The sequence below is a fragment of the Parabacteroides goldsteinii DSM 19448 = WAL 12034 genome (assembly GCF_000969835.1).
GTDB lineage: Bacteria > Bacteroidota > Bacteroidia > Bacteroidales > Tannerellaceae > Parabacteroides > Parabacteroides goldsteinii.
In genome coordinates this window covers 2145478-2172034 of the sequence record NZ_KQ033913.1, presented here as the reverse complement: position 1 = coordinate 2172034, position 26557 = coordinate 2145478, and the positions used below count along the sequence as shown (strand labels likewise).

Sequence of the window (26557 nt, the reverse complement as noted above, 5' to 3'; positions counted from 1 at the left end):
TCGTTCAATTGTTTTATGTTGTTGTCTTGTCGGGGTTGTCGGCCCTTTGTTTTGCTTTTTGTGTTATTTCTCTATTATTCCTTCAAATACGGTGACTGCTCCTCCGGTCATATAGACCTTTCCTGAGTTTTCGTCCCAGTGGATGGTGAGTGGGCCGCCGTCCATGAATACTTTTGTTTTTCGTTTCGTTTTACCGCATACGACACCGGCTACAACTGTAGCACAAGCTCCTGTTCCGCAAGCCTGGGTGATGCCCGAACCCCGTTCCCATACCCGCATCCGGACTTCATCGTCTTTTAAAACCTCTACAAACTCAACATTGGTCCGGTCGGGGAAGAAGGCGTGTGTTTCCAGCTTAGGTCCGATAGCCGGTAAGTCGATATCGTTTATATCATTAACAAAAATAACCAGGTGAGGGTTGCCCATCGACACGGCGGTTCCGATGTAAACCTGTCCGCCGACTTCCAGTTCGAGGGCCGATTCGCCGATTTCGGGTGTTCCCATATCGACTGTTACTTCACTGACGGTATCATCATCCGAAACGATCAGCTGAAGTTCTTTAATGCCGGATAATGTTTCGAGGGTGACTGTCTTTTTATCGGTCAGTCCTGCATCATATACATATTTGCCGATGCAGCGGGAAGCGTTTCCGCACATCATGGCCTCGGAACCGTCTGCATTGAATATCCGCATGCTGAAATCGGCTTTTTCAGATGAACCTATCAGGACTAATCCATCCGACCCGATGCCTGTATGGAGAGCGCTCCACCTGACAGCTTGCTTTTCCGGGTTTTCCAGGGGATAAGCCATCGTGTTTACGTATATATAGTCGTTACCGGCTCCGTGCATCTTTGTGAATCTAACTGGATTTGTCATTTTATTTGTTTTACTCCTATTCTTGTTTCCTTTTGTTTTATTACGATACAAATATACGACGTTTTGATATATTATAATCATTAAATGTATCCAAATGTCCTTTAATTCTCTATTGTGTGATAATTTGATTCAATAAAGCGGTTTTACGTAATAATTCGTAACTGTATAACAAATAATCCGTGGGTATTGTAAGTTGCTGTAAGTGAAAAGTTGTTGAAATATCGTTAAAGCAACTCTTGTTGGCGGGTTTGGTTGTGTCTTTATGTTCATAGAAGGGCATAAAAAGGACGGCATTCCGTACGAATTGTCAGTAATTCGAGGGGAATGCCGTCTTTTTGTAAAATGCCACGCAGATGTGGTCTATTATTTTCTATTACAGTCCTGCCTGCGGATCGAATGTACCATTTTCCCAACCTTTTGTTTGTTCCAGGTTAGGGTTGTTGCTTAATTCGCTGCGTTTTATTGGCAGGAAGTACATATTTTGTTTTGCGATCATTGGCGTATTGTCACGGTCGAACAAATAAGTAGTATATGTCCCGTCAGTTTGTTTATTCATCACCAGTGCGTGACGTTTTTCCTGACCGACCATAAGTTTGTCGTAGATCATCCAACGGCGTAAGTCCCACATACGTTTCTGTTCGAACAATAACTCGATGAAGCGTTCTTCGCGGACAGCTTCGCGCATTTCACTTTGGTTCATGTTCGGATTCAGTCCGTACACTTTGCCTTTCAGTTCAGGATCGGAACTTGTTTCATTAATACCTGCACGTTCACGGATTTGTTTCAGTATTTCGAATGCTTCGCCCTGCTTACCTACTTCAACAGCTGCTTCAGCATAATTCAGCATGACTTCTGCCAAGCGGATGTCGATATAGTCTGTTCCGGATTTCTGGCAATCGGAAATAGAAATGCTTTCATCAATGCCTTTCTTTGAATAATATCCAGTTCTGGATCCCATGTTTTTACCATATGCATAATCGTTTTGTGCATTTTCATTCAGTTCCATAACTGTATTGAAATAGGTAACGCCTTGATATACGACTGTTGCATAGAAGCGTTTGTCGCGGTTCTGCCATAAGGTGAAGATGTCATTTTTGCCATCCTTTTTCCAGTCGGCATAAGTATATGTTTTTCCGTCGACAGTAGGGAAACGGTCGATCACTTCCTGTGTCGGATGATTTCCGCCTGTATTATTCATAGAGAATGTGATCGGACGACATTTTGCATCTCTGGTATGAGTGCGTGTCGGGTTTTCGTAACGGATGGCGAAGATCACTTCCTGATTCATTTCTTCCAGGAACAGTTTGCCATAATCACTGTAAAGAGCATGTCCCTGACCAATCAGATAGTCGAGTGTTTCTTTATTGTAATTATAAGCTGTCTGCCAATGTTCGGCATTGTTGCTTGGATTGAATTGAGGACTGGCACGGAATAACAAGACACGACCGAGGAATGCTTTGGCAGCACCTTTAGTCACACGTCCCAGATTGTCACCGGAGAAAGAGGCCGGCAGACCTTCTACACATGCTTTTAATTCGTTGATAATAAAATCGAAACAATCTTTGGTAGATGTACGTTTTACAAACAGGTCGTCTGTCAGTTCCTGCGGAACTGTAATTAGTGGAACACCGCCGTAGCGTTTTACCATTTCAAAATACAGATAAGCGCGGATGAAGCGGGCTTCGTAAGTTAAACGGTCAGCCAGATCGCGATCGATTGTACAAAGATCTGTATTCTGTGCATTTTGGATGAAAATGTTACAGTTACGAATATCCTTGTAAGGCCAGTACCAAGTAGGAGCTGAGTCTTTTGTATCGCTCATGTTATCAGGTGTAGTTGTTCCGTCTATCCAACCTCCGCCACCTGTTGCTTCATCACTTGCATCTGCCACTGTTGTATCCCAGCTCGGGATGGAAACATACAATGCGTTCAGGAAAGCGGTAGTCAGAGTTTCGTCAACCCAGACCTGTTCTTCTGAGATGGAGCTCAGATCTTCCTTATCCAATATGCTGGAACAAGAAGAGAAAAATGCCAGAATAGCTGCGCATGTAATAAATATCTTTTTCATATCGAATTACTCAAATTGTTAGAAACTTACATTAATTCCAAAGTTGAAACTCTTTGTCAGCGGATATTGGTAAGCACCACGGTCACCACTGTTTTCCGGGTCGTAGATACCAATGTGGTCAAAGACGAACAGGTTAGTTCCTGAGACATAAACGCGACAACGGTCTACGCCGATTGTACCTAACCACTGTTTTGGCAGTGTATAGCCGATTTCAATATTCTTACAACGGAAATAATTACCGTTCATCAACCAGAAGGAAGATTCCTGGCCGTTGGCTCCTTTTGATCCTGTACCTCCGACACGCGGATATTTACCATCGATATTATCGGGAGAGTAAGCATCAGACCAGATATTTAAAACAGTCTGTTCAGTCCATGTATCACCCCGGTTCGGGAACATGATTGCACGGTGGCCTACCCCCTGGAAAAAGGCTGTGAAGTCAATACCTTTCCATTCACCTCCAAGGCTCATACCATAAATGATTTCCGGATCTTTGCTGTATAAGGAAAGGACAGCTTTATCATTTCCGTCAACAACACCGTCGGGACCACCTACGCCACCTGCTCCGTGTATATCTTTTAGAATAATATCTCCTTTCGACCAGTCGAATCCACCGTTATATTGAGGTAAACCAATCAGGTCTGCATCTGTACGGGCAATGCCGTCAGCCAGATAACCGGTAATAAATTTGATAGGACGGCCTGTCTTGATTTCCCATTCGTAAGCATTTGCAGATTCATCGATCTTTGTATAATGGTTACGTGCGAAAGAGAAGTTCCCCGATACATAGTATGTGAAATTACCGATTTTATTATCGTGGCGTACTAAGAATTCACAACCCTGGTTTACCATTTCTGCATAATTTTCTTTTGGAAGATCAGCCCCGAATGTTCCCGGAATTGTACGAACGCGGTCCATCAGGATATCTGAAGTTCTTTTATGGAAATAGTCAAATTCCAAACTTAACAGACCGTTCCACAAGCCTAAATCGAAACCGACATCGGCTGTTGTCGTTGTTTCCCATGTGATGCCTAAACTAGGGTAGACACCCGGAAGAATACCGGTGGCACCTGTACCGAACACGGCATTTGTCTTGATTTTATCTGTTTGTGTGATGAATTTATTCAGATACTGATAGTAAGCAACATCATCACCGCCGTCATTACCCAATGTACCGTATGATGCACGAAGTTTCAGGTTATTGATAAAGTTCAGCTTTTCATTCGATTTGAAGAAGTTTTCTTCTGTGACACGCCATCCGGCAGATACTGAAGGGAAGAATCCCCAACGTTTTCCGGGAATCCATTTTACCGATGAATCATAACGGAAGTTTGCTTCCAGCAGGTAACGATTGTCGAAACCATAGTTTACACGACCTACATAACCGATACGTCCGATTTCGGATTCGTTACCGTCGGCATCTTTCCACTGGCTGTCTGCACTGCCTGCAAACAATTGTTCCAGCGATGAAGAGAGCAGTTCTTTGCGTTGTGCCCAGAATTTATCTCCAAATTCTTCATATTGTTCATACAGGAACATGGCTCCGATATCATGTTTGCCGAATGTACGGTTATAATTCAATTGCAGGTTCAGTGTATAAGCACTGGTTTCATTGAAATCTTTTCTGACGAAATTACCGTTTTCGGTTCGGGTACGTGTTCCGACAACCGGAGCATCGTCGCGGATGATATGATTGTGTCCGCCTGAAGTCTCATGTATATATAATGTATATTTCTTTCCTGCCTGTTTTTCGTTTTCATAATATCGGCGGTAGTTGAACATGGCATTGGCTGTCAAACCTTCTACCCATGGAATATCCCATTTGGCACTCAGTTTCGTGTTCAATGTATTATGTTTTTTTGATACATGGCCGTTTTTGATCGCTTCCAGAATGTTCCAGTTATAGATAGTCGCATTCGGTTGCCCATTTACATAAGCCGGTTCTGTCGACGGGAAATTCAATAAAGCACGATACATGTCGTTCATCAGATCTTTGTCCGAGTCGTGAGGCCAGTAAGGCGTGCGCTGGTCGCTCATATTACCGTCTACATCCAATCCGATTGTGAAGTTATCCGCCACTTTGGCGTCTACGTTTGAACGGAAACTATAGCGTTTGAAGTCCAGATTGTCGAAGGTACCGGTCTGGTTGTAGTAACCTACCGACATGTAATAGTTGATACGTTCGCTACCACCGTTAACGCTCAGGTTATGTTGTGTTGTGAACGGATTTTTCCAGGCCAGGTCGAACCAATCGGTACTGTGTGTCTTAAAATATTCCTGTTCGTCAGCTGTATAATAACGTGAGTCTGTTTCCGGAACTCCGTTATACATAAACTGATTGTTCAGATAAACAGTCCTGTCATAAGCGTTCATTACTTCAGGGGTACGGGTAGGACGATCAGTACCGAACAATCCGGAGTAGCTGAACTGTGGTTTCTGATTCTTACCGCGTCTTGTTGAAACAACAATCACACCATTTGCTGCACGCGAACCATAAACGGCAGCCGAGGCAGCATCTTTCAGTACGGAGATGTTTTCGATTGTATTCGGATCTAACGCATCGAAGTCGGCTTTTTCACGAACAACACCGTCGATTACATAAGTCGGATTTGTATTATTTGGAGTATTGACACCACGGATGGTGATCGGGGAAGATATACCGGGCATACCGGATTTATTGTAAGAGAAGATACCCGGCATACGTCCGGCCATCGCATTGGAAATATTGGAAACCGGAATAGTTGCAATGTTTTCAGCAGAGATTGTAGCTACCGATCCTGTCAGGTTCATTTTCTTTTGTGTACCGTAGCCGATAACAACCACTTCATCCAATTTTTGTGTATCTTCTTTCATGGAGATTGTAAAATCGGTTTGTCCCTCCACTTTTACATTTTGAGTCAGGTAACCGATAAAAGATACTTGTAATGTCGCATTTTCCGGAACCTCCAAAGTGAAACGACCATCCATGTCGGTGATTGTACCGATAGTAGTACCGTTTACAGAAACGTTTGCTCCGGTAATAGGACCTAACTGATCATTGACAATACCTTTGATGGTTTTTGTTTTTTGCTGAGTAGCATTTGCATCCATTCCTTTCGGGCGCAGGATGATTTGCTTGTCATTTACACTATACTCAATGTTTGCAGCTTTGCAAATTTCATTTAAGATAGTTTCAATAGACTTGTCTTTGACTTTGATGTTTACTTTGCGGTCAACATTAACGAGCTTGCTGTTGTACATGAAGTAAAATTCGGAACTTTCTTCAATTTCCTGTAAAACTTGTTCAACAGAAGCATTCCTCATGTCTAAAGAAATTCGGGCAGATTGTGAGTACAAGGTGCCTGCACTTGCCGTACTTAAAAAGCAGGTTAAACAGAATGCAGCGAGTTTCATACGCATTGGAATTTTTGGTAATAAGTCAAAATTAGACTTAAAACCTTCTAGGTTTGATAAATTTTTCATAATTTCACATTATCAAATTTAATTAGGTTTGAAAATAACTTAATTGGGGATTACCATTCGTCAGGTGAGATTTTCGGATTGGTAATTTGTTTGATTGAAGCAGGAAAATGTAACCAGCGTTTTCCTGCTTTTTCTTTAAGTGTCTGTTCTCATATAATACTTCTTTTAAGTTAACATTTATAACATTTGTTTTTATTTTTATATTAGACGTGACGTGTGGGCAAACACCCTATGTTAAAATCCACTTTTTTTCTTTTTTCTTTGATGGTGTGTGTTACTTTATCGTTTTTATGATAACAGTGCGTCGTGAATAAGTGAAATCATCTGTTTGTTTAGGTTCTATCACTGTACATTTTATAGGCGCTGTTTTTTCCAGTAGGAGTAAAACTTCACTTAGTGTCTCTGTGGTAAAAGTAGCAGAATAGTTATAGTCATACAATTCTTCACCTTCCAGTTTGATATCGACATTGAAATGGCGAGCGAGTCGTTGTACGATTTCATTCATGTTAGCTCGTCTGAATATCATTTTTCCGTCTTTCCATGAAGTTTCGACAGCCAGATTAACTTTGTCAACTTCCATTCTACTGGTATTTTTATAATATACGACCTGTTCTCCCGGACGTAAAGTCCTGGAAACCGGCTGGCCTATTTCTGTGACTTCAATATGCCCTTTTGCTAAAGTAGCCTCTATTTTATCTTCATCTTCATATGCCTTAACATTGAATTCCGTGCCGTATGCACTGACTTTCAATCCATTGGGCGTTAATACATCGAAGCGGTTCGATTTATCAGAAGTTACTTTAAAATATGCTTCCCCCGTCAGTTGTATATTTCTTTTGTTGTCAGTAAAACGTTTGGGGTAGGAGATGGAGGAACCGGAGTTTAGCCATACCTCGGATCCGTCGGGAAGGGTGATTTTGGAAATCAAACCATAGGCCGTTGTCAATTCCACTTGTTCTACCGGCAGGTTGTTCCAATCCTTCAGCGTATTGAACAGGGAATAGGTCGCGATCAGAACAGGGATCAGCAGTACTGCTGCTGAAGTCCGGATAAAACTTAGGATTTTCTTTTTGTACTTATCAATAGCGATTTGTCTTGAGACTTTTTCCCAGTTCTGCCGGGTGTTTATTTGCTTATGCAGTTTAAGTTCTACCGTAGTTTCCCAGATAAAACGAATATCATCTACTTCCTTTTTGAAGTCGGGGGAGGATTGTAGCTGTTGCTCGAAAGCGTTCTTTTCTTCTTTAGATAAACGTCCTTCAAGATATGCTATTATATGTTCTGTATGAATATCCACTTTCGCTCTTTTATAAATTAGACGTATAGCATAGAAGACACCCTATGTTAAAGAATGTTTTTATGTTACCAGAGTAACAGAATTATAAGTGGGAGGTAATCTTTCAATTCAACACGAAGATGTTTTAACGCTTTTGTCATATAAGCCTCTACTGTCTTGACTGAAATATTATGTTCGACTGCAATCTCAGCATAAGTCATACCTTCGAATCTGTTTTTTTCAAAAACAATCCGTATGTTGTCAGGAAGTTTGGCAAGTGCTGCCGAAAGCATCTGTTCCAGTTCAATCGTTGAGTAGATATCTCCGGAGGTATACCATGAAGTATTATTCTCGATCTCTTTTTGCTGCCAGTTTTGTTCTGTTTCCTGTTTACGTAGGAAATCTATGCAGGTGTTTTTTACACTTGTGATAAGAAAGTTACGGCTAGATGTATTGATTTCTATATTTTTTCTGTTTTTCCATATTTTGAAAAAAGTTTCTTGTACAATGTCTTCACAAGTCTCCCATCTGTCAATATATCTATGGGCAAAAACACATAAAGGAGAGAAAAATTGAAAAAAAAGAGTACGAAATGCTATCTCGTCGTCTTTTATAGCAATTCTCCAAAACAAACTATCAATGGAACTTATCTCCTTCTCCTTTTCCTTCATTTTATCTATCGCAATGGGGGAATATGATTTTTAGCTAGTGCGTAGTTCTTGAAGAACTATTGCATCCACATGATGCAAATATAAGGTATTTTTATTACAAGTAGTTAAAAACCTGACATTAATCAAAAGGATTCTTATATTATAAAAGTTATACATATAGTAATATCCAGGATAAACTTATTGAGTAGTTTTTGTTTTATGGGTTGAAAAACAAAATGTTATGAGATGTGGTTTTAACCCGAGTTCTTCAAGAACTCAAATAAAACGACCGCTTTTAATTCTTCTATTAAAATGGTTTTTAACGATTATAAGTAATGTAAAGATGCAATTCTGTTATCGTCATTATCCGAATAACGGAATTGCATCTCTGTAAACCTGTCAGTTTCGGTGAGATCCGAAAAGTTCTCAGATTTATTTATTAGCCTGTTTCATAACAGGAAGCCATTTGGCATATAATTCTTTTACGATTTCAATCTCGTCTCCCTGCGGAGTATCCGGATAAACGTCTTTGTTAAAAGCCCAATCATATTCCCAATTGGTTAAGCGGGTATAGAAATCGCTGGCATCCAGTGCGGGGCGGCCCGCCAGCGATTTGCGGATGTATTGTTCGTCGTAGCGCCATTCTCCTTTGGGCTGGGCTTTCAGGTAGCTGATGAATTTCTCCCAACGTGGTTTATAATACCCTTTCATTAAGCCGGCCCATTGACGGTTTGAATATTCAAACAGGTGAGCGGAAGAATGATTTGGGCCCCATACTGTAACCAATGTACGGGCATTCCATTCATATAGATATTTTTCCTTTTCAGTCGTTCCCCATTGGCGTGCTTCTTTAATCCATTTGCCAAGCAGGAAAGTAGAGCGGGTACCCAACAGGCGGTCGAAGTCATCGATCAATGCCAGGAACTGTTCTCCGGCTTGTTGTAACTTTTCGTTATCTTCGGCCAAATAGGCTTCTGTTATCTGTTTTTGTAAAGGTAAAGACAGGTCGGAAAGACACTGGCGCATCACATCCACCAGGTCATAACGGTAAGTGTCACTTTTTTTCAGATCGTTGGAAGCCTGAAGAAAATGATCGACCGCATCCCATAAACGAACGGTAGAATAAGGGCGACTCAAATCTCCATTAGCGGCGACTTTCTGGATGGTTAAAGCCGGACGGGCACACATGACACTTTCTGTGCTGGGTAATCTACCGGCTTTACTTCCATAGACTGTTTCCAGTAAGACTTTCCAACCTTGTTCTGCACCGGCCGGTAGTTTTCCGTAGCGGGCACGTGCATAATCGGTAATCCATTTTTGCAGGTCGGGTGCATCCTGCATCCAGGTTATTTCTGTAGACAGTTCGTAAACGACCGGGTTGTGTTCGATTGCTTCCGGGAAGAGGCCGATGCCTTGTATATTGCCTCCTTTGGGACTTTGCTTCAGTTCGTGTGCATTTTTAGCGTATAAGGCCAGGTTTCCACCCATATAAACACGTCCGCCATAGTTATGCAGTACGCCGGCCACATACGGATAGTTCCAGAAGCTATTGAATTTTTCTACATTCCAGCCTCCTAAATCCAGTAATAACAAACGGTCCTGAGGGAATGTGCGTGCAATAGCTTCACGTAACGACCAGGTTTGCATGGCAATAACAGCTTCGGAATCAAAACCGGATGCGACTTCCCATATCACTTTCCCTACCGCTTCGAGATATGACTTTTCGTTGCTGGGAGCTGCTCCTTCATGGAAAGGGTCGGCTGCATATATATGATTGGTTCCGTATAATTTCTGTTGTTCTTCCAGAAAGGCTTGTCCCATTTCTTTGAATAAAGGATCGAGCGGATCTAACTGAACGGTTGCAGTGAATGCGTTGCACCAACGGTTTTTGTCTTTGATGCGGGCGTCCGGATATTTTTCTTTCAGCTTAATGGGGACAAAACCAGTAAAACTTTGCAGGATCGGTGTCATTCCCAGTTCACGCTGACGTTCCAGTATCTGTTGTCCGAGTACTTGGTGAGAATCGATCCATGATTGAGGCAACGGGCCTCCGTATGTTTCGATGTTTGTCATCCATTGCCATGCCTGAAAAGCCGGACCGACTAAGAAGGTACGGATTTCATCGTCATTCATTTTAAAACGGCGTAAGGTGTTTTGCCAAACTGCTTCCTGTCCGATCACTGCCAAAGGCATATTGATACCGTGCATGGCCATCCAGTCTATTTCACGTTGCCAACGTTCCCAGTTCCACCAGGCCATTGTGTAACTGATTGTACAGTAATTCAGATAAACGCGGTGGTCGAAAGCTGTGGGGCGGGTTATTTTTTTCGGCACTTCAGGTAAGCGCGACGGAAGATTCAGGTTATCTCCGTTCCAGGATATATGCGCGTTACAGTAGTATTTCAGATAATGGTATAAAGCAGAGGCCACAGAAACTCCATTGTTACCGCGTAATATGATCTTATTGCCTTTCGATTCAATTTCAAAACAATCTTTTCCATCCTTCGGCTGAAACATTTCCACTTTGAACGAGGATGCTTTTTCAAGAATAACTCTTTTGATAAGTGCTTCTGAAGCCTTACGTGCATCGTCTTTGGCCCATATACTACCTATGGATAGTAACAGACAACATACAATCAATCTTAATTTCATTTGGTAAAAATCTTAATTTAGTATTTATAATGTTTTTCATGTGTAATTACTAAGCAAAGTATCTGAATGTCGAATAATTGACGTATAAAAGCACCGGATACCCTATGAAAATTTGAAAAAACTACATTATCATTTATCTTTACAGCCTGAACAGGAATTAATAAATAAGAATTTATGAATCACGAAAGTGCTAATTTTCAGTTTGAAAAAGAAATAGGATGGCAGGATCTCGGTGGAGGTGTGCAGCGTCAGATCATGGGATATAATGGTGATCTGATGATGGTGAAAGTGAAATTTGAAGCGGGAGCGGTCGGTGCGCCTCATACGCATCCCCATACGCAGGTTACCTATGTGGCAAGTGGCGTTTTTAAGTTTACGACGGATGGGGAAACCAAGGTTATCCGGACTGGGGATGGCGTTTATATGAAACCGGGAGTTTTGCATGGTTGCGAGTGTGTGGAAGCCGGTGTTCTGATTGACACGTTCAATCCGGTTCGAGAAGATTTTTTGTAACTGTCAGAAGGAATTTTTTGATGGCAAACTATCTGTTTATAATTTCCTAAGCAGGAAACTCTAGTTTCTTGCTTAGGAAACGCGAGTTCCCTGCCTAGGAAATTGTAGTTTCCTGCGGAGGGAACTGGAGTTTTCTGAATACGAAACTACGAGGAGACTGTAATCGATTGAGAAATAATACCGTATCTATTTTTTGCCCAATACGGTTTTCTCCATTAATAAGCAGCTTCGTGTACCCCTTTGATGGAACGTCCGCTCGGTTCGTTCATATTTCTGAAGGCAGCATCCCAGGCCAGTGCTTCGGCTGTCGAGCAGGCAACGCTCGGGACGGATGGTACGCTGCGTGCGGCACTCTCACTCGGGAAGTGCTCTTCAAAGATCGTACGGTAATAATATTCTTCCTTGTTTTGCGGCGTATTGATCGGAAAACGGTCGGCGGCTTGTTTCATCTCTTCGTCGGTGATCAGTTCGGAAGTGATCTTTTTCAATGTATCGATCCAGCTGTAGCCAACGCCGTCGGAGAACTGTTCTTTCTGACGCCAGGCGATCTCTTCGGGCAGCATATCGGCAAAGGCTTCGCGGAGGATCTTCTTCTCGACAGTCTTGCCCGGACACATTTTGGCAGCCGGGTTCAGGCGCATGGCAACGTCGAGAAATTCTTTGTCGAGGAAGGGAACACGGCCTTCCACACCCCAGGCACAGAGGCTTTTGTTGGCACGCAAACAATCATATAGATAGAGTTTGCTTATCTTACGCAATGTCTCTTCGTGGAATGCCTTGGCATCCGGTGCTTTGTGGAAATACAGATAGCCACCGAACACTTCGTCGGCTCCTTCGCCACTCAAAACCATTTTGATACCCATGCTTTTGATGACGCGGGAAAGGAGATACATCGGGGTAGAAGCACGTACGGTCGTTACATCGTAGGTCTCGATATAATAGATAACGTCGCGGAGGGCGTCCAGACCTTCCTGGATCGTGTAGTTGATCTCGTGGTGGACGGTTCCGATCGCATCGGCTACCTTGCGGGCGGCGATCAGGTCGGGGGCACCTTTCAAGCCGATGGCGAAAGAGTGAAGTTGCGGCCACCAGGCATCGGCTTTACCTCCGGTCTCGATACGCTTGGCAGCATATTTCTTGGCGATGGCGGAAGTAATGGACGAATCCAGGCCGCCGGAAAGGAGCACGCCATAAGGTACGTCGCTCATCAACTGGCGTTGCACGGCAGCTTCGAGAGCGTCATGGAGTTCTTCTATGCTGGCGGGGTTGTCTTTCACGTTTTCGTAATCCATCCAGTCGCGGATGTACCATTTCGTAAGGTCCGTATCTTTGCTGTAAAAGTAGTGGCCGGGCTTGAACTGGTCGTAGATGGTGGCGAAGCCTTCCAGACCTTTCAGTTCGGAGGAGACGAGAAGATGTCCGTGGTCGTCGTAACCCATATATAAAGGTATGACGCCGATCGGGTCGCGGGCAATGAGATAGGTGTCGTTTTCTTCGTCGTAGAGGGCGAAGGCAAAGATTCCGCTTAACCTTTCCACGCAACCGGTACCGTATTTGCGGTAGAGGGCGAGGATGACTTCGCAGTCAGAGCCGGTCATGAATTCATATTCTCCTTTCAATTCTTCACGAATCTTACGGTGGTTGTAGATTTCACCGTTGACGGTAAGGATCAGTTTACCGTCTCTGCTTTTCAGCGGTTGGCCACCGGAAGCCGGGTCGACGATGGAAAGACGTTCGTGGGCGAGGATGGCGGTTTTACCCTGATAAATCCCGCTCCAGTCCGGGCCGCGGTGACGGATACGTTTACTCATTTCAAGCGCCTGTTGTCGGAGGGCGGAGGCTCCTTCACGAATGTTGAAGATTGCTGTAATGCCACACATAATCCTGTTGTTTTATTTTGTTAGATATTTGTCAATTGCTTTTGCTGCCTTGCGTCCCGAGGCCATTGCCCGTACGACCAGACTGGCTCCGCTGACGGCATCGCCACAAGCGAAGAGGTTACTGCCGGCGATTTGATTTTGACTGTCGACGGCGATATTCTTACGTCCGTCCATAGCTAGGGAGAGTTCTTTTACAAGACCTTCCTGTTCGGGATGGACGAAACCCATGGCGAGGAAAACCAGGTCGGCTTCGATGATCTCTTTCTTTCCGGTCATTTTCATTTCGGGACGGCCTCCGTTATCCGACGGTATCCATTCTACTTCTTCCACTTCCACCCCTTTCAGTATGTTTTTATCGCCGATAAAGCGGCAGGAGGCCAGGTTCCAACGACGGATGCAGCCTTCTTCGTGACTGCTGCTGGTTTTCAGTACCTGCGGATACATGGGCCAGGGAGTTGCGGGATTGTGTCCGACAGGCGGCTGGGGCATGATCTCGATCTGGGTGACGCTGGCGGCACCATGACGGTTGGCTGTTCCGACGCAGTCGCTGCCCGTATCACCACCACCGATTATCAGGACTTTCTTGCCTTTGCAATTGATGATGTTTTTAGGGGGGATGGCGATGCCTTCGAGGAGGCGGTTCTGTTGACCCAGCAGTTCAAGGGCGAAATGAACGCCTTTCAGGTTACGGCCTTCGATCGGGAGGTCGCGCGGTATTTCCGAACCGATGGCGATGCAGACGGCATCGAAGTCTTTGACAATATCCCGGGCCGTCACTTCTTTGCCGACCATCGTGTTTACGCGGAATTTGATTCCTTCTTTCTCCATTAGGCGGATACGGCGATCGATGATGTTTTTCCCCAGTTTGAAATTGGGTATGCCGAAACGGAGCAGGCCACCCGGTAATTCATCTTTTTCAAAGACTGTCACTTCGTAACCTTTACGGTTCAGTTGGTTGGCTGCGGTAAGCCCGGCGGGGCCACTTCCGACTACGGCAACGCGTTTGCCATTGCGCCGGGGGTGTTGTGGTTGGATATAACCTTCGCGGAAGGCGGCTTCGACGATGGCGGCTTCGTTTTCGCGGATGGTGACAGGTTCGTCGCAGCTTAGTTTCAGTACACAGCTTTTTTCGCAAAGGGCGGGACAGACGCGGCCGGTGAATTCCGGAAAGTCGCAGGTCTGTTCCAGTACCTGGTAAGCCTCTTTCCATTGCCCTTTGTAGAGGAAGTCCTGCCATTCGGGTTGTTTGTTGCCGATGGGGCACGCCCAGTGGCAGAAAGGTACGCCACAATCCATGCAACGGGATGCCTGGCGGCGGCGGTCGCTGCTGTTGAGTGTTTGTTCTACTTCGCTGAAATCGTCGATACGATCTTCGACAGGCCGATAACCTGCCTCTTGTCTATGTATGGTGAGGAATGCTCTTGGATTTGCCATTGTTGTTTCGATTTTAAGAGTGAAAAGTGATATTTAATAATCCCGCTGCATCTCTGCGATCTTTTGTTGTAACTTCTTCATCTGTTCTTCCTGCAATACTTTCTTGTATTCGATCGGGACGATCTGGATGAATTCGTCTACCTGTTTGTCCCAGTTATCCAGTATTTTGCCGGCCAGGTGGCTGCCTGTATAATGATAATGTTTGCGAATCAGTTCATGCAGTTCTTTGCGGGTGGCGCTGTCTTCGATCAGGGAAAGTTCGACCATTTCCATATTGCAATAGTAATCGAAATCGCCGGCCTTGTTCCATACATAAGCCACACCGCCGCTCATGCCGGCGGCAAAGTTCCGTCCCGTCCGACCGAGCACAACGACGCGGCCTCCGGTCATATATTCGCAACAGTGGTCTCCGACACCTTCCACAACGGCGATAGCTCCGCTGTTCCGTACACAGAAGCGTTCGCCGACACGGCCATTGATGTAGACTTCCCCGCTGGTTGCCCCATATAATAATGTATTACCGGCGATGGTATTATCTTCGGCAACGAAGGTGGAACGTACCGGAGGCATCAAGCTGATGCGGCCACCGCTAAGGCCTTTTCCCAGATAGTCGTTCGCTTCTCCTTCCAGGCGGAAATGAACGCCGTGGGCAAGGAAGGCGCCGAAACTCTGTCCGGCTGAGCCTTTGAACTTGATGTTCAGGGTGTGATCCGGCAGGCCGGTATTCCCGTAACGTTTGGCAATCTCGCCGGAAAGCATGGCTCCGACGCTCCGGTCGGTATTGGCGATGGCATAATCCAACGATACTTCCTGCTGGAACTCGATGGCTCCTTTAGCATGAAGAATGATATCCGTATCCTTCACGTTCTCTATTTGATGCACCTGGTTTGTCGTATGATGGATAGGTGTATGAGCCGCCTGCTCCGGGAGGTGCAACAGATGGGAGAAGTCCAGTAAATCATATTTATGGCACGCAGATGACACAGATTGGGGGGATTTATGCAGATTGTTTAAATTTTGATCTGTGGTCATCTGTTCGATCTGCGTCATCTGTGTGCCATGGGTTCGTTTATCAACAATGAGGTCTGTCCGTCCGATAATATCATCCAGCTTGCTGTAACCCATCTCTGCTAAGTGTTCACGAACTTCTTCAGCCAGGAAGGTGAAGAAGTTCACCAGATATTCATGGCGCCCGTGGAAACGTTTGCGCAACTCTTCATCCTGTGTCGCCACACCGACCGGGCAGGTATTCATATGGCATTTGCGCATCATCACACACCCCAGTACGATCAGTGCGGAGGTGGCAAAGCCAAACTCTTCGGCTCCCAACAGGGCCATCAGTATGATGTCGCGTCCGGTTTTCAATTGTCCGTCTGTTTGCAGGCGGACCTGTCCGCGGAGGCTGTTCATGACCAATGTCTGTTGTGTTTCCGACAATCCCAGTTCAGGCGGCAGTCCGGCATAACGGATCGAGCTGACCGGCGAAGCACCTGTTCCGCCTTCGGCTCCGGAGATGACGATGCGGTCTGCTTTCGCTTTGGCTACACCTGCCGCGATGGTTCCGACGCCGCTTTCCGAAACCAGCTTGACGCTGATCTCCGCTTTCGGATTGACATTTTTAAGGTCGAAGATCAGTTGTGCCAGATCTTCGATCGAATAAATATCATGGTGAGGAGGAGGAGAGATCAACGAGATGCCCGGAATGGAATGACGTGTCTTTGCAATGATGTCGTTCACCTTGTACCCCGGCAACTGCCCGCCTTCTCCCGGCTTGGCTCCCTGGGCCACCTTGATTTGTATCTCATCTGCATTTACCAGGTATTCCGTTGTTACGCCGAAACGTCCCGATGCCACCTGTTTGATGGAAGAGCGGAGAGATAAACCATCTTCGCGCGGAGTGAACCGGGCAGGATCTTCGCCACCTTCTCCGGTATTGCTCCGGCCGTGTATCTTGTTCATGGCCATCGCCATCGTTTCATGCGCTTCCTTGCTGATCGAACCGAAGCTCATGGCACCGGTAACGAACCGTTTCATGATTTCTTCCGCCGGTTCCACCTGTTCGATCGGGATGGATTTTTGTTTTTTGAAAGTCAGGAAGTCACGGAGGAAGATGGGAGATTCCTTTTCGTCCACCATTCGCGAATATTCCTTGAATTTCTTGTAACTTCCCAAACGGGTTGCCAGTTGCAGGGTAGAGATGGTTTCCGGGTTCCAGGCATGTTTCTCACCGTCTTTCCGGAAACTGTAAATACCTTTGTGTTCCAACATGCTGTCTACCGGTTGGTCGAATGCCTGATGGTGCATAGCGATCGAATCGCGTGCAATCTCGTCCAGGCGGATGCCACCGACGTTGCTGGTCGTACCGCCGAAATAAGTGCGTGCCAGTTCTGCATCCAGGCCGACTGCTTCGAACAATTTGGCTCCCCGGTAACTGCGGATAGTACTGATCCCCATCTTGCTCATGACTTTAAACAGTCCTTTACAGATGGATTTTACATAATTCTTACGGGCCGTTTCATAGTTTAATTGTATTTCATGTTTGTCTTCCAGTTCTTTCAGGATGGCAAAGACCATATAAGGATTGATGGCGCTCGCCCCGTATCCCAACAACAATGCGGCATGCATTACTTCACGCATCTCACCCGTTTCAACAACCAGGGCTGTTTGTACCCGTTTCTGTACGGAGATCAGATGGTGATGAACTGCGCTGACGGCGAGGAGGGAAGGGATCGGTGCCAGCTTTTCATCGACATTTTTATCACTCAGGATGATGTAATTCACTCCATCGGTAACGGATTGTTCCGCTTTTTTGCATAGTTCGTCGAGGGCCGACTTCAGACCTTCACGTCCTTTGGCTGCTTCAAACAGCATCGGGAGTTTGACGGCGTTGAAACCTTTGTACCGGATATTGCACAGCAAGTCCAGTTGTGTGTTGGTCAGGATCGGATGATTTAACCGTACCATCTTGCAATGGCTTTCGCTAGGCACCAGAATATTGTTACCTACCGCGCCGATATATTCTTCCAGGCTCATCACCAGTTCTTCGCGGATCGGGTCGATCGGCGGATTAGTCACTTGTGCGAACTGCTGGCGGAAATAGTTGTATAATAACTGCGGACGGTCGGAGAGGACAGCCAACGGTGTGTCGTTACCCATGGAACCGACGGGTTCGGCGCCTCCGGTGCACATCGGGACGATGATCTTTTCTATGTCTTCACGGCTGTAACCGAAAGTACGCAGTAATTTGTCGTAGTTGTCTACCGTATGCGGAACTTTGCGTCCGGATTTCAGTTCGTCCAGTTCCACGCGGTTATTTGCCAGCCATGTCTTATACGGTTTGGCTTCAGCAAGTTGTTTTTTTAGTTCGCCGTCATAATAGATTTCCCCTTTTTCTGTATCGACCATTAATATTTTTCCCGGTTGCAGGCGTCCCTTTTCTTTGATCTCATTCGCTTCAAAATCCATAACGCCGACCTCGGAAGCTACCAGCATCATATCGTTTTTAGTGATCAGATAACGAGCCGGACGTAGACCGTTGCGGTCGAGCATTCCGCCGGCAAACCGTCCGTCGCTGAAGAGCAGGGCTGCCGGACCGTCCCAGGGCTCCATCAATATGGAATGATATTCATAGAACGCTTTCAGGTCTTCCGATATCGGATTCTTTTCATTCGAACTTTCGGGAACGAGCATCGCCATGGCATGCGGCAGGCTCAACCCTGATGCCACCAGAAACTCCAGCACATTATCCAGCGAAGCGCTATCGCTCATCCCCGGCTGAATGATCGGACGGATACTCTCAATGTTGCCGATGGTAGGAGAGGTGAGTACGCTTTCACGCGCTTCCATCCATCCCCGATTCCCGCGGATCGTATTGATCTCTCCGTTATGAGCCAGCAGGCGGAAAGGTTGTGCCAGGCTCCAGGTCGGAAATGTGTTCGTACTGAAGCGGGAGTGAACCAATGCCAACCCGCTTGTAAAGTAGTTATTTGTCAGGTCAGGGAAGTAATGACGGAGCTGCATGGATTCCAGCATTCCTTTATATACAATATTCCTGGTAGATAAAGACGCTACATAGAAGTCATTCTTTGCCGCCAGGTCAGAAGCTGCTACCTTGTTTTCTATGCGTTTACGTATCACGTACAACTTCAATTCCAGTTCCTGCTGATTATCGCAACCGGTGACAAAAATTTGTTTGATATCCGGTTCTGTTGCCAGTGCGTCTTTTCCCAGTATGTCACTGTTCACAGGAACTTTCCGCAGATGCATCAGGGTAAGACCTTCCTTTTCAATCTCCTCGATCATAATACTGAGGATGGCAGAGCGTTGTGCTTCGTCTTTGGGAAGAAAGACCAGACCTGTCCCGTATTTTCCCTTTTCAGGAACGGGAATCCCTTGCAACAAAATAAATTCGTGAGGGATCTGAAGTAAGATACCAGCACCGTCACCAGTCTTGTTGTCGGCACCTTCTGCACCCCGGTGACGCATATTTTCCAATACTTTAAGGGCTGACTCTACAATGTCGTGCGACTTTCCTCCGTGAATGTTAACTAACATTCCGACTCCACACGCGTCGTGTTCATTCGCAGGATCGTATAATCCTTGCTTTCTGTTCAAATAGATCTGTTCTTTCATTGTTTGTTGACTTTATGTTTGCTTAATACCTGTTTTGTTGTCAAATTGTTCGACAAATATAGTTTGTTTCTTGCATAATGATATGTATACTTGTGTTAAATACTGACGTTTTTTTTGTTTATTAGAGCGGTTGGTTTCTATTTGACATGATAGTAGCTGTTTTAATGTTAATATGAAATCAATGGACGGTTGTTTGGTTGTAAAATGAAAGGAGCTGTTTCTTTTAATAGTTTGAAATAACTATCATTTTGATAATGTAAACCCTGTATTTTGTTTATCTTTGTTAGAAATAAAATGAAATCTTTGTATGATTGATATTATTTACAATGGGAGAGTTCCGGCTTGCGGTGTCTTTTGTGGAGGCTGCCCAAACTATACGCGGATAAAGAAACCTTGCAAGGGTGCCGAATATTCAGATAAATGTGAACGGTGCAAAACATTTCATTTGTGTTGTAAGGAAAAAGGTATTACCCATTGTTTCCAATGCCGGATTTTTCCATGCAGTAAATTTAAGTCATTTACCAAACGATGGCTCAAATATGGACAGAACTTTATTGAAAACCAACGTCTTCTTGCATTAGGTACTGATGTTTTTCTTGATAACTATAATCGTATGATCCATTTTGAAACGGAAAGACTGGTAATAAAGGAAATTACCATAGAAGAGGAACTGAAGGCTCTTTTAGCTATCTATACTCAGGAAGAAAATATGAAATACATCCAGTCCGGCAGGTATGACTGGACTTTGCAGGAATTAAAAGCTCGTTATAAGGCAACGAATGAAACTGGATACCCGGAAGGATATGGTGTGTTTGTTGTTAAGATGAGGGGAGAAAACAATATTATAGGTGAAGCCGGACTGTTCAACTCATTTTCAGATCCTGGGAAAATGGAGGTTGGTTACATTATCGATCAAGCGTATTGGAATAAAGGATATGGAACGGAAGTATGTCAGGGTTTGATCGACTATGCTTTTAGCCGATTGGGTTGTACGGAACTTATTGCCCGTATGTACGATCAGAATATGGCATCCGTCAGGGTTTGTGAGAAGCTGGGTTTTGAATATCTTCTTACGGGGGAGGCGGCAAATAAAAAAGTCTTCCGGGAATATCGGAAGACTTTTATTAAATGAGTTTTTCGTAAATAGTGAACAGTTTCCTTTATATCTGTAATACCAGAATAAACCGGCATCCCTTTTTATAATCCATATCAATTGAAAGGCTGCCGTTCAGTTTGTTGGCGATCAGGGCACAGATAGGCAAACCTAGTCCGTCTCCTTCTGCCAAATCTTTGACTTCGCTGAATGGTTTGAAGAGGTTTTCTTTTAATTCGTCGGGAATACCTGTTCCGTTATCTGTAACGATGATGTGGCAAAGGTGTGCTCCCTTTCTCTTGAATTCCAGCCATATTTTACCGGAAGTCGTATGTGAAGCTGCATTATTCAACAGATGTAATAAAATACGTTCCAGTTGTTCTGCGTTTGTTTTTACTTCCAGTTGAGGGGCATCAACAATTACTTCTACATCCGGATGGATTTTATCTTTTACCTTATCCATCGTTTTTTTGCAGAAACTACCCATATTGAACGATTGTACTTCGTACGGTTCCATTAAAGAACTTTCAAGAGAAGATAATTCCTGGATGTTTACACTGAATTGCTTCAAGGCATTTACACGTGTCAGAATTGCTTCGGCTCGTAATTCTTCTGCCGATACATTGAGCTTATCGAGAGTCGGTTTCATTTGCTCCGATATGCTTTGGATAAATTTGGTTTGCTGTTCGCTGTGCTCGTTGGTTGTCTGGATGATGTTTTTCAGCTTTTTGTTGAGCACAATGAAGCGTAATAACAGGAATGCTACGAAAAGCAATCCGGCGATAAGAATGACAACCAGTGTGCAAAGACCTACTATCATGTATTGTTTGCCTGATAGTTTGTCGTCTTTTTCCTGTATAGTTTTCAGGCTGTCGTCATACTTTAACTGCAATGCTCCCAGTTCATCCTGTGCATTAAGCGCTTTAACGGAATCGGTCCAGACGATATATTTTTCGTAAGTACGTTCCATTAACGGGGCGTTATTGGCTGAGCGGGCTATTGTGATCAGGTGCTTGTAACATTCGCTTACCTTGTCGTACTCTTTTTTATCCTTATATTGGTTGATGAGTTTGCTGAAGCTGGCATCTCCCTGTTCGTTTTGTCCGAATGTATAATAATAACTTGCCTGGGTATATAAAAAGTCTTCAGCGAGTTTTTCGCTGCCTGCCTGGCTTACCAGATTATCCAACGTGTTGAGTTGAAGCTGTGCCTGTGCCGCGTTTTTGAGTTTTATGTACATCTGCAACCGTTCTTTTGTCAATTGGAAACGTTGGTCGTAGAAGGTCTTTTGCGCTTTCTGTTCTTCGGTTAAAAGAAACTGCGTCATTTGCCTGCAAAGCTCGAATGCTTCCTGATAATAGTTTTCGCGATAGTACAGGTACGTCGCTTTTGTTCCGCAATCGATGGCTTGTGTATAGTCTCCTTCGTTCGAGAAGGCTTTGTAAGCTTGCAGAAAAAGATAACGGGCTTTGGTAAAGTCCTTTTGTTCCAGGCTACTTTGAGCCTGTTTCATGTAATTATTTGCTTTGTTTTCCGCATGGAGAGACATGCAGAAGCAAATCGCGAGGGTGATGATAAAATACGTGCTTCTCATAAACATAATTTTTTATTAGAAGCAAATATATGTATTTATTCAAAATCAAAGCATGACTTATGCTGAAAAAGTTTCAGTATAATCATTGTTATTCGGTAGAATTATGTTTTTACCTCTATTTCATAGATGCGTGATTCGTCTTCCCAAGGATGGTAACCTTGACCTATATATTTGAATCCCAGCTTTTCATAGAATCCGATATGTTCCGTACTGAGGTATAATCTGCTAAAACCGGCTTTAATCGTATCTTCTTTGGCTTTCTCCAATAAAAGCGTACTGTAAAAATGTCCCCGGTGGTTTTCATCTATATATACGGCACAAACCCACGGATACAAATCCATCCGGCTGATAAAATCATTGGTGATCAGCCCGGCGCAACCAATTATTTCATTATCCTTTTCCAATAGATACCATTGAGGAAGTGGATTCGGAGAATCTATACTGTGATTAATAGAATCTTCATAGAGCACAGGGTATACGGAAGGCCATTTGCTTTGAAAATAGTTGATAGCGATATCCTTATAGGTCGGATTCTCTCGTACTGATATAATTTTCATGGTGTTGAATTTAATTTGATGATTGAATATTTTTCCATTGGAGCATGTTATTCTCAAAACTGACGGATAATTTACCGAGATCTTTGAGCCAGGAAAGATAGGAACGGATAGTACTACCTACCAGTACGTATTGTTCAAAGTTCATAGATAATTCGTATTTGTCGAAAAGCATCTGAAGGATGTTTTCGCTATTTTGAGGGGTGGAGCAGATTTCGAGTAGGGTATCGGTAATCTCGTAGATCTTGTTTCGGTTGATGGCAACCAGCCCTTTGATGTCTGCCGTCATTTCCGCATGTGAAGGAACAAAACAGGCCGCCTCGATTTTTTCAACGAAATCAAGTGTTTCCAGATATTGGGCTACATTATAAATGAAAGAAACCTGATATTTGTTGAGGGTATTTTCACTACTGATACAGTCTGCCAGAAAAACAGTATCATCCGGAGTACGGAATCCCGCCATATCAAAAAAATGACCGGGCAGGGGAATGACTTCCAGCTCTTGGGGAAAATCCTTGTCCGAAAAAGGTAATGTCTGACTTTCTTTAGCCATCAGAAACTTGTTACGTAAGTCCTTACAAGGGTATCCTCCATATAAAAACGATGGCTCCAATATCGGATATTGTGTAAAAGCAGCCTCTATTCCATTTGCAAAGACAGGGCAGCCGACTTGTTGTTGCAAATAGGCATTCCCTCCGATATGGTCAGCATTGGAATGGGTATTGACAATTCCTTTTATCGTCCAGTTTTGTTGTGCGGCAATTTTAATGATTTTCTTGGCGGCTTCTTTGTCGTTGCCACTGTCGATCAGATAAATATCTGTCTCATTTTGCCGATAGATGCCGATTTTCGCCGGAGAATTTATGTAGTAGCTTTTTTCGCCAACTTGCTGAAGTTCGTACATGGCTGTAGTCTTTAGATTGATATTGAAAATAACAGTTCAAATATACTATTATTCTAATGAAAATTGAACTCTTCTGTTTAATTCCTGCTTTTTCATCCGGATGATAAGAACTGTATCTTTAATGGATGCCAGTAATGTGAATATAGCTATCGACCAGATTGTTTTGATATTTGCAGTCATAACATATAGAATCTTTTCGTATATTTGACAAAACCAATAAATCATCTGTATCATGGGCATACAAGTATTTCTCAATAACTATCGCGAAGCCTTCGGAGATAAAGTCGATCTTCCTATTGTCTTTTGGTATTCGGAGCAACCGGTAACCCCGGTCGATAAAATCGGAGGATGTTTATTCAAATGCATGAAAGAGGTCAGAGCCGGACAAACGGTTAGTTTGAGTGTGGAAACTATCGGTTGTGGTGGCGGAAAATTCTATACGGGTTTTACGGAGATGCCTGAACGGATTCCCGGATTTGTGTCTTTAAAAGAAAAATATAAACAAACACCCGAAGGTGTTTCTGAGTTTTTGGAAGAGTTGCAGGTTCCGAGAGCAAAGATGGATTATCTGAATTTTGCCCGAATGGATAAAGTCGAGAACTTTGACAATCTGGAAGGTATCCTGTTTTTGGCGACACCCGATATGCTTTCCGGTTTGGCAACCTGGGCCTTTTTCGATAATAATTCAGAGGATGCCGTTACCTCTCTATTCGGTTCTGGTTGTTGCTCTGTAGTCACACAAGCCGTTATTGAGAATGCGAGAGGAGGAAAACGTACCTTCATCGGGTTTTTCGATCCTTCTGTACGCCCTTATTTTGAACCGGATATTTTAAGTTTTATGATACCGATGTCCCGATTTAAAGAAATGTATGATACGATGCGGAGTAGCTGTCTGTTCGACACACATGCCTGGGGAAAAATCAAGGAGAGAATGAAGTCATAAATGATTTGATTATTACTGTCCACCTGTTGCTTTCCGGCAAATAAGGGATAATTGATAATCTTAAAGGCAATATTGCCAATAATATTGAAGTCTGATATATAGATCTTTGCAAAAAGGAATAAATCCAATAAGTAAGAATAAAAAAAGACTCTGTATGAAAAAGATTATTGTATGCGTAATGATGCTGGTAGCAACCGGAGCAATAACATTTGTTAATGCACAAAGTGACAAGAAAGACCGGAAATGTACAAAGACTGAACAGTGTGGAAAGAAGTGTGATAAGAAATGTAAGGAAAAATGTGACAAAAAGTGCGATAAGTCCATGATGTCAGCTTGTAAAGATGAATGTGGCAAGGCTGACAGTAAAGGGTGCAAAGCAGAAAAATGCAATTGTAAGAAAGATCAGAAAGAAACAACACCAAAGAAAATGTAAAAAGTCAAGTTTTGACTTTAAAAAGAGATCGCTTCAAAAGAAGAATGAGGCGATCTTTTTTATTTCATCCCTTTTTCTATTTGGGGAATATTAAAACTCCCTGTGCAAACTCTGCTTGCCATAGCGTTCAGCTCCCCAGAATTGGTTTCTGTCACGAAGGTAATCGGGTGAGTTGGCAACTTCTTGTCTTATGAATGAGATCTCATCGTCTGTGCTTGCTTGATCGTTATACAACATTGTTCGTGATACAAAAGTCTTAGCTTTTAAAGCGGTTCTGTCATCTGTATGTTCTCCGAAAATGATGCCTTGATTATAATATCCGATGAAATTGTTTTTGGCAGGTGAGAAATCGTAGGAAGGTATCGAATTATTTACAAAGAAATGTTCAATTCTTTTTCCGGTATCTGTAATATTATAATTTTGTGGAATAATGTATCTCTCATGATATCGCCTGAAAAAATGGGGAGTATAATTTATGACGAAGAATGACTTGTCTGTAATAGGTCGCATATAAACAACTCCCATACCATATGACTGATATTTAGCGAAAGGGACAACTGCTGGTTCATTGACATATTTCTTTTCCCTGACAAGTAAAATAACCGTCCATTCGTTATTAGTTACATAAGATTTCCAGTTAATTACTTTATAGACAGGAAAAGTTTTAGATTTCAAAAAGAAACGACGTGTTTCATCTTGAAAATGATATATACGGCGAAAAAGAGGATCGTAATCTTTTCCAACCTCTTTTTGCATTTCAGTCAAAGTCATTGTATCGGTAAACATAAAGCTATGATTTAGGTTCAACATTATATGCAAATGTAATAATAAACATTGCTTGAAAATCAAAAGAAGATTAGTATTTTGTTATTTGAATTGTATCTTCTTGATTTTCAGACAAGAAGTAAATAAAGAACGATAATCACTGTGTCTTATCTATTCCATGCCGGTCTCTCCTTCAATATTTTCTGATATATGGGACAATCAGGCGTATGCGCCCCTTCGAGATAGCCTGTGCTTAGCAGAAATTCATTGACGATCTCCCCACCAGTAAATTTGAATGTTTTCTTGAATAGTTTAGTCCATTCATCCTTGGTTTTAGGGTGATGGTGATCCAGCCAGTTTTTAAATGAACCGTATTCATTTTTCAGTTCCATAATGGCCTGTGCATTGTGGATGGCGGCTTTTACTTTTAGTCTGTTCCGAATGATACCGGGATCGGCTAAAAGCCTGGCTTCGTCTGTTTCCGTATAGTTTGCGATGGTTTCGATATTGAAATTATCATAGGCTGTACGAAAAGCGGTTTCTTTTTTGAGTATGGTCGACCAGCTTAAACCTGCCTGATTGATTTCCAGAAGGAGCCTGCCGAATAATTCATTATCATCTTCGATAGGGAAACCATATTTTTCATCGTGATATGTCTTGTTAAGATCAATAGCCCAACCAGTAGTGGTCTTTATGTATTCGCAGTATGACATAATAATTTTGTTTGTATTGATTATGGCTGATAAAGATAATCAAATATCTTTGGTTCGAACTATAGGTATGATTATTTGTTTTTCTTGTAACTTTGTAGTTTTAATAAAAAAGAAC

The 26557-nt window shown here is 43.5% G+C and carries 18 protein-coding genes; 4 read left to right on the top strand and 14 right to left on the bottom strand.

The window, feature by feature from the left end; translation table 11 throughout:
- Nucleotides 1-63: 63 nt before the first annotated feature.
- From dapF to HMPREF1535_RS21690, 6 genes are all read right to left on the bottom strand, one after another.
- Complete coding sequence (dapF, locus tag HMPREF1535_RS21715) at nt 64-876, bottom strand: diaminopimelate epimerase (protein WP_046147444.1); 813 nt, start codon at nt 874-876, stop codon at nt 64-66.
- Nucleotides 877-1249: 373 nt separating this feature from the next.
- On the bottom strand, nt 1250-2944 hold the full coding sequence (locus tag HMPREF1535_RS21710; RefSeq protein WP_046147443.1) for a RagB/SusD family nutrient uptake outer membrane protein: 1695 nt from the start codon (nt 2942-2944) through the stop codon (nt 1250-1252).
- 18 nt (nt 2945-2962) lie between these two features.
- Nucleotides 2963-6337 carry a TonB-dependent receptor gene (locus tag HMPREF1535_RS21705; RefSeq protein WP_187386441.1) on the bottom strand — a complete coding sequence of 1125 codons (3375 nt, stop codon included), beginning with the start codon at nt 6335-6337 and terminating at the stop codon, nt 2963-2965.
- A gap of 343 nt (nt 6338-6680) precedes the next feature.
- On the bottom strand, nt 6681-7703 hold the full coding sequence (locus tag HMPREF1535_RS21700) for a FecR domain-containing protein (RefSeq protein ID WP_046147441.1): 1023 nt from the start codon (nt 7701-7703) through the stop codon (nt 6681-6683).
- A 65-nt stretch (nt 7704-7768) separates the two neighbouring features.
- Nucleotides 7769-8353, bottom strand: coding sequence for an RNA polymerase sigma-70 factor (locus tag HMPREF1535_RS21695; RefSeq protein WP_046147440.1), 585 nt, complete (start codon nt 8351-8353; stop codon nt 7769-7771).
- Nucleotides 8354-8764: 411 nt separating this feature from the next.
- On the bottom strand, nt 8765-10984 hold the full coding sequence (locus HMPREF1535_RS21690; protein ID WP_046147439.1) for an alpha-N-acetylglucosaminidase: 2220 nt from the start codon (nt 10982-10984) through the stop codon (nt 8765-8767).
- Between the two features lie 174 nt (nt 10985-11158).
- On the opposite strand from HMPREF1535_RS21690, the gene HMPREF1535_RS21685 reads away from it, so the two are divergent.
- On the top strand, nt 11159-11497 hold the full coding sequence (locus HMPREF1535_RS21685; RefSeq protein ID WP_046147438.1) for a cupin domain-containing protein: 339 nt from the start codon (nt 11159-11161) through the stop codon (nt 11495-11497).
- A gap of 215 nt (nt 11498-11712) precedes the next feature.
- Here HMPREF1535_RS21685 and asnB read toward each other — a convergent pair whose 3' ends face one another.
- The 3 genes from asnB to gltB are packed head-to-tail and all read right to left on the bottom strand — an operon-like array spanning nt 11713 to nt 19443.
- Entirely contained in the window at nt 11713-13377 is a 1665-nt protein-coding gene (gene asnB / locus HMPREF1535_RS21680; RefSeq protein WP_007658404.1) for an asparagine synthase B, read from the bottom strand.
- Nucleotides 13378-13389: 12 nt separating this feature from the next.
- Nucleotides 13390-14811 carry a glutamate synthase subunit beta gene (locus HMPREF1535_RS21675; protein ID WP_046147437.1) on the bottom strand — a complete coding sequence of 474 codons (1422 nt, stop codon included), beginning with the start codon at nt 14809-14811 and terminating at the stop codon, nt 13390-13392.
- A 33-nt stretch (nt 14812-14844) separates the two neighbouring features.
- The gene (gene gltB / locus HMPREF1535_RS21670) at nt 14845-19443 is read right to left on the bottom strand and encodes a glutamate synthase large subunit (protein WP_046147436.1); all 4599 of its coding nucleotides are present in this window, start codon (nt 19441-19443) and stop codon (nt 14845-14847) included.
- A gap of 307 nt (nt 19444-19750) precedes the next feature.
- Here gltB and HMPREF1535_RS21665 point away from each other — a divergent pair, with 307 nt between their 5' ends.
- A complete protein-coding gene (locus HMPREF1535_RS21665) occupies nt 19751-20575 on the top strand; it encodes a GNAT family N-acetyltransferase (RefSeq protein WP_046147435.1) in 825 nt (274 codons plus the stop codon).
- A 28-nt stretch (nt 20576-20603) separates the two neighbouring features.
- Here HMPREF1535_RS21665 and HMPREF1535_RS21660 read toward each other — a convergent pair whose 3' ends face one another.
- The 3 genes from HMPREF1535_RS21660 to HMPREF1535_RS21650 form a co-directional block, all read right to left on the bottom strand.
- The gene (locus HMPREF1535_RS21660; RefSeq protein ID WP_007658395.1) at nt 20604-22130 is read right to left on the bottom strand and encodes a sensor histidine kinase; all 1527 of its coding nucleotides are present in this window, start codon (nt 22128-22130) and stop codon (nt 20604-20606) included.
- 101 nt (nt 22131-22231) lie between these two features.
- Nucleotides 22232-22687, bottom strand: coding sequence for a GNAT family N-acetyltransferase (locus HMPREF1535_RS21655; RefSeq protein WP_046147434.1), 456 nt, complete (start codon nt 22685-22687; stop codon nt 22232-22234).
- Nucleotides 22688-22697: 10 nt separating this feature from the next.
- On the bottom strand, nt 22698-23588 hold the full coding sequence (locus HMPREF1535_RS21650) for an MBL fold metallo-hydrolase (RefSeq protein WP_010802641.1): 891 nt from the start codon (nt 23586-23588) through the stop codon (nt 22698-22700).
- 232 nt (nt 23589-23820) lie between these two features.
- Here HMPREF1535_RS21650 and HMPREF1535_RS21640 point away from each other — a divergent pair, with 232 nt between their 5' ends.
- Nucleotides 23821-24531: a DUF169 domain-containing protein gene (locus HMPREF1535_RS21640; protein ID WP_010802642.1), complete on the top strand. Its 711-nt coding sequence runs from the start codon at nt 23821-23823 to the stop codon at nt 24529-24531.
- 154 nt (nt 24532-24685) lie between these two features.
- A complete protein-coding gene (locus HMPREF1535_RS21635) occupies nt 24686-24964 on the top strand; it encodes a hypothetical protein (RefSeq protein ID WP_046147433.1) in 279 nt (92 codons plus the stop codon).
- Nucleotides 24965-25054: 90 nt separating this feature from the next.
- Here the strand turns inward: HMPREF1535_RS21635 and HMPREF1535_RS21630 are convergent, their stop codons facing one another.
- Together HMPREF1535_RS21630 and HMPREF1535_RS21625 are read right to left on the bottom strand one after the other, a co-directional pair.
- Nucleotides 25055-25750 (bottom strand): hypothetical protein, encoded by a 696-nt coding sequence (locus tag HMPREF1535_RS21630; protein WP_007658387.1) that lies wholly within the window; start codon nt 25748-25750, stop codon nt 25055-25057.
- A 146-nt stretch (nt 25751-25896) separates the two neighbouring features.
- Nucleotides 25897-26442 carry a DNA-3-methyladenine glycosylase I gene (locus tag HMPREF1535_RS21625; protein ID WP_010802643.1) on the bottom strand — a complete coding sequence of 182 codons (546 nt, stop codon included), beginning with the start codon at nt 26440-26442 and terminating at the stop codon, nt 25897-25899.
- Nucleotides 26443-26557 lie beyond the last annotated feature (115 nt).

Excerpts from the sequence above, each read along its gene's own strand:
- dapF (WP_046147444.1), bottom strand. The coding sequence starts at position 876 with ATGACAAATCCAGTTAGATTCACAAAGATGCACGGAGCCGGTAACGAC.
- HMPREF1535_RS21710 (WP_046147443.1), bottom strand. The coding sequence starts at position 2,944 with ATGAAAAAGATATTTATTACATGCGCAGCTATTCTGGCATTTTTCTCT.
- HMPREF1535_RS21705 (WP_187386441.1), bottom strand. The coding sequence starts at position 6,337 with ATGAAACTCGCTGCATTCTGTTTAACCTGCTTTTTAAGTACGGCAAGT.
- HMPREF1535_RS21695 (WP_046147440.1), bottom strand. The coding sequence starts at position 8,353 with ATGAAGGAAAAGGAGAAGGAGATAAGTTCCATTGATAGTTTGTTTTGG.
- HMPREF1535_RS21690 (WP_046147439.1), bottom strand. The coding sequence starts at position 10,984 with ATGAAATTAAGATTGATTGTATGTTGTCTGTTACTATCCATAGGTAGT.
- HMPREF1535_RS21685 (WP_046147438.1), top strand. The coding sequence starts at position 11,159 with ATGAATCACGAAAGTGCTAATTTTCAGTTTGAAAAAGAAATAGGATGG.
- asnB (WP_007658404.1), bottom strand. The coding sequence starts at position 13,377 with ATGTGTGGCATTACAGCAATCTTCAACATTCGTGAAGGAGCCTCCGCC.
- HMPREF1535_RS21675 (WP_046147437.1), bottom strand. The coding sequence starts at position 14,811 with ATGGCAAATCCAAGAGCATTCCTCACCATACATAGACAAGAGGCAGGT.
- gltB (WP_046147436.1), bottom strand. The coding sequence starts at position 19,443 with ATGAAAGAACAGATCTATTTGAACAGAAAGCAAGGATTATACGATCCT.
- HMPREF1535_RS21665 (WP_046147435.1), top strand. The coding sequence starts at position 19,751 with ATGATTGATATTATTTACAATGGGAGAGTTCCGGCTTGCGGTGTCTTT.
- HMPREF1535_RS21660 (WP_007658395.1), bottom strand. The coding sequence starts at position 22,130 with ATGAGAAGCACGTATTTTATCATCACCCTCGCGATTTGCTTCTGCATG.
- HMPREF1535_RS21655 (WP_046147434.1), bottom strand. The coding sequence starts at position 22,687 with ATGAAAATTATATCAGTACGAGAGAATCCGACCTATAAGGATATCGCT.
- HMPREF1535_RS21650 (WP_010802641.1), bottom strand. The coding sequence starts at position 23,588 with ATGTACGAACTTCAGCAAGTTGGCGAAAAAAGCTACTACATAAATTCT.
- HMPREF1535_RS21640 (WP_010802642.1), top strand. The coding sequence starts at position 23,821 with ATGGGCATACAAGTATTTCTCAATAACTATCGCGAAGCCTTCGGAGAT.
- HMPREF1535_RS21635 (WP_046147433.1), top strand. The coding sequence starts at position 24,686 with ATGAAAAAGATTATTGTATGCGTAATGATGCTGGTAGCAACCGGAGCA.
- HMPREF1535_RS21630 (WP_007658387.1), bottom strand. The coding sequence starts at position 25,750 with ATGTTTACCGATACAATGACTTTGACTGAAATGCAAAAAGAGGTTGGA.
- HMPREF1535_RS21625 (WP_010802643.1), bottom strand. The coding sequence starts at position 26,442 with ATGTCATACTGCGAATACATAAAGACCACTACTGGTTGGGCTATTGAT.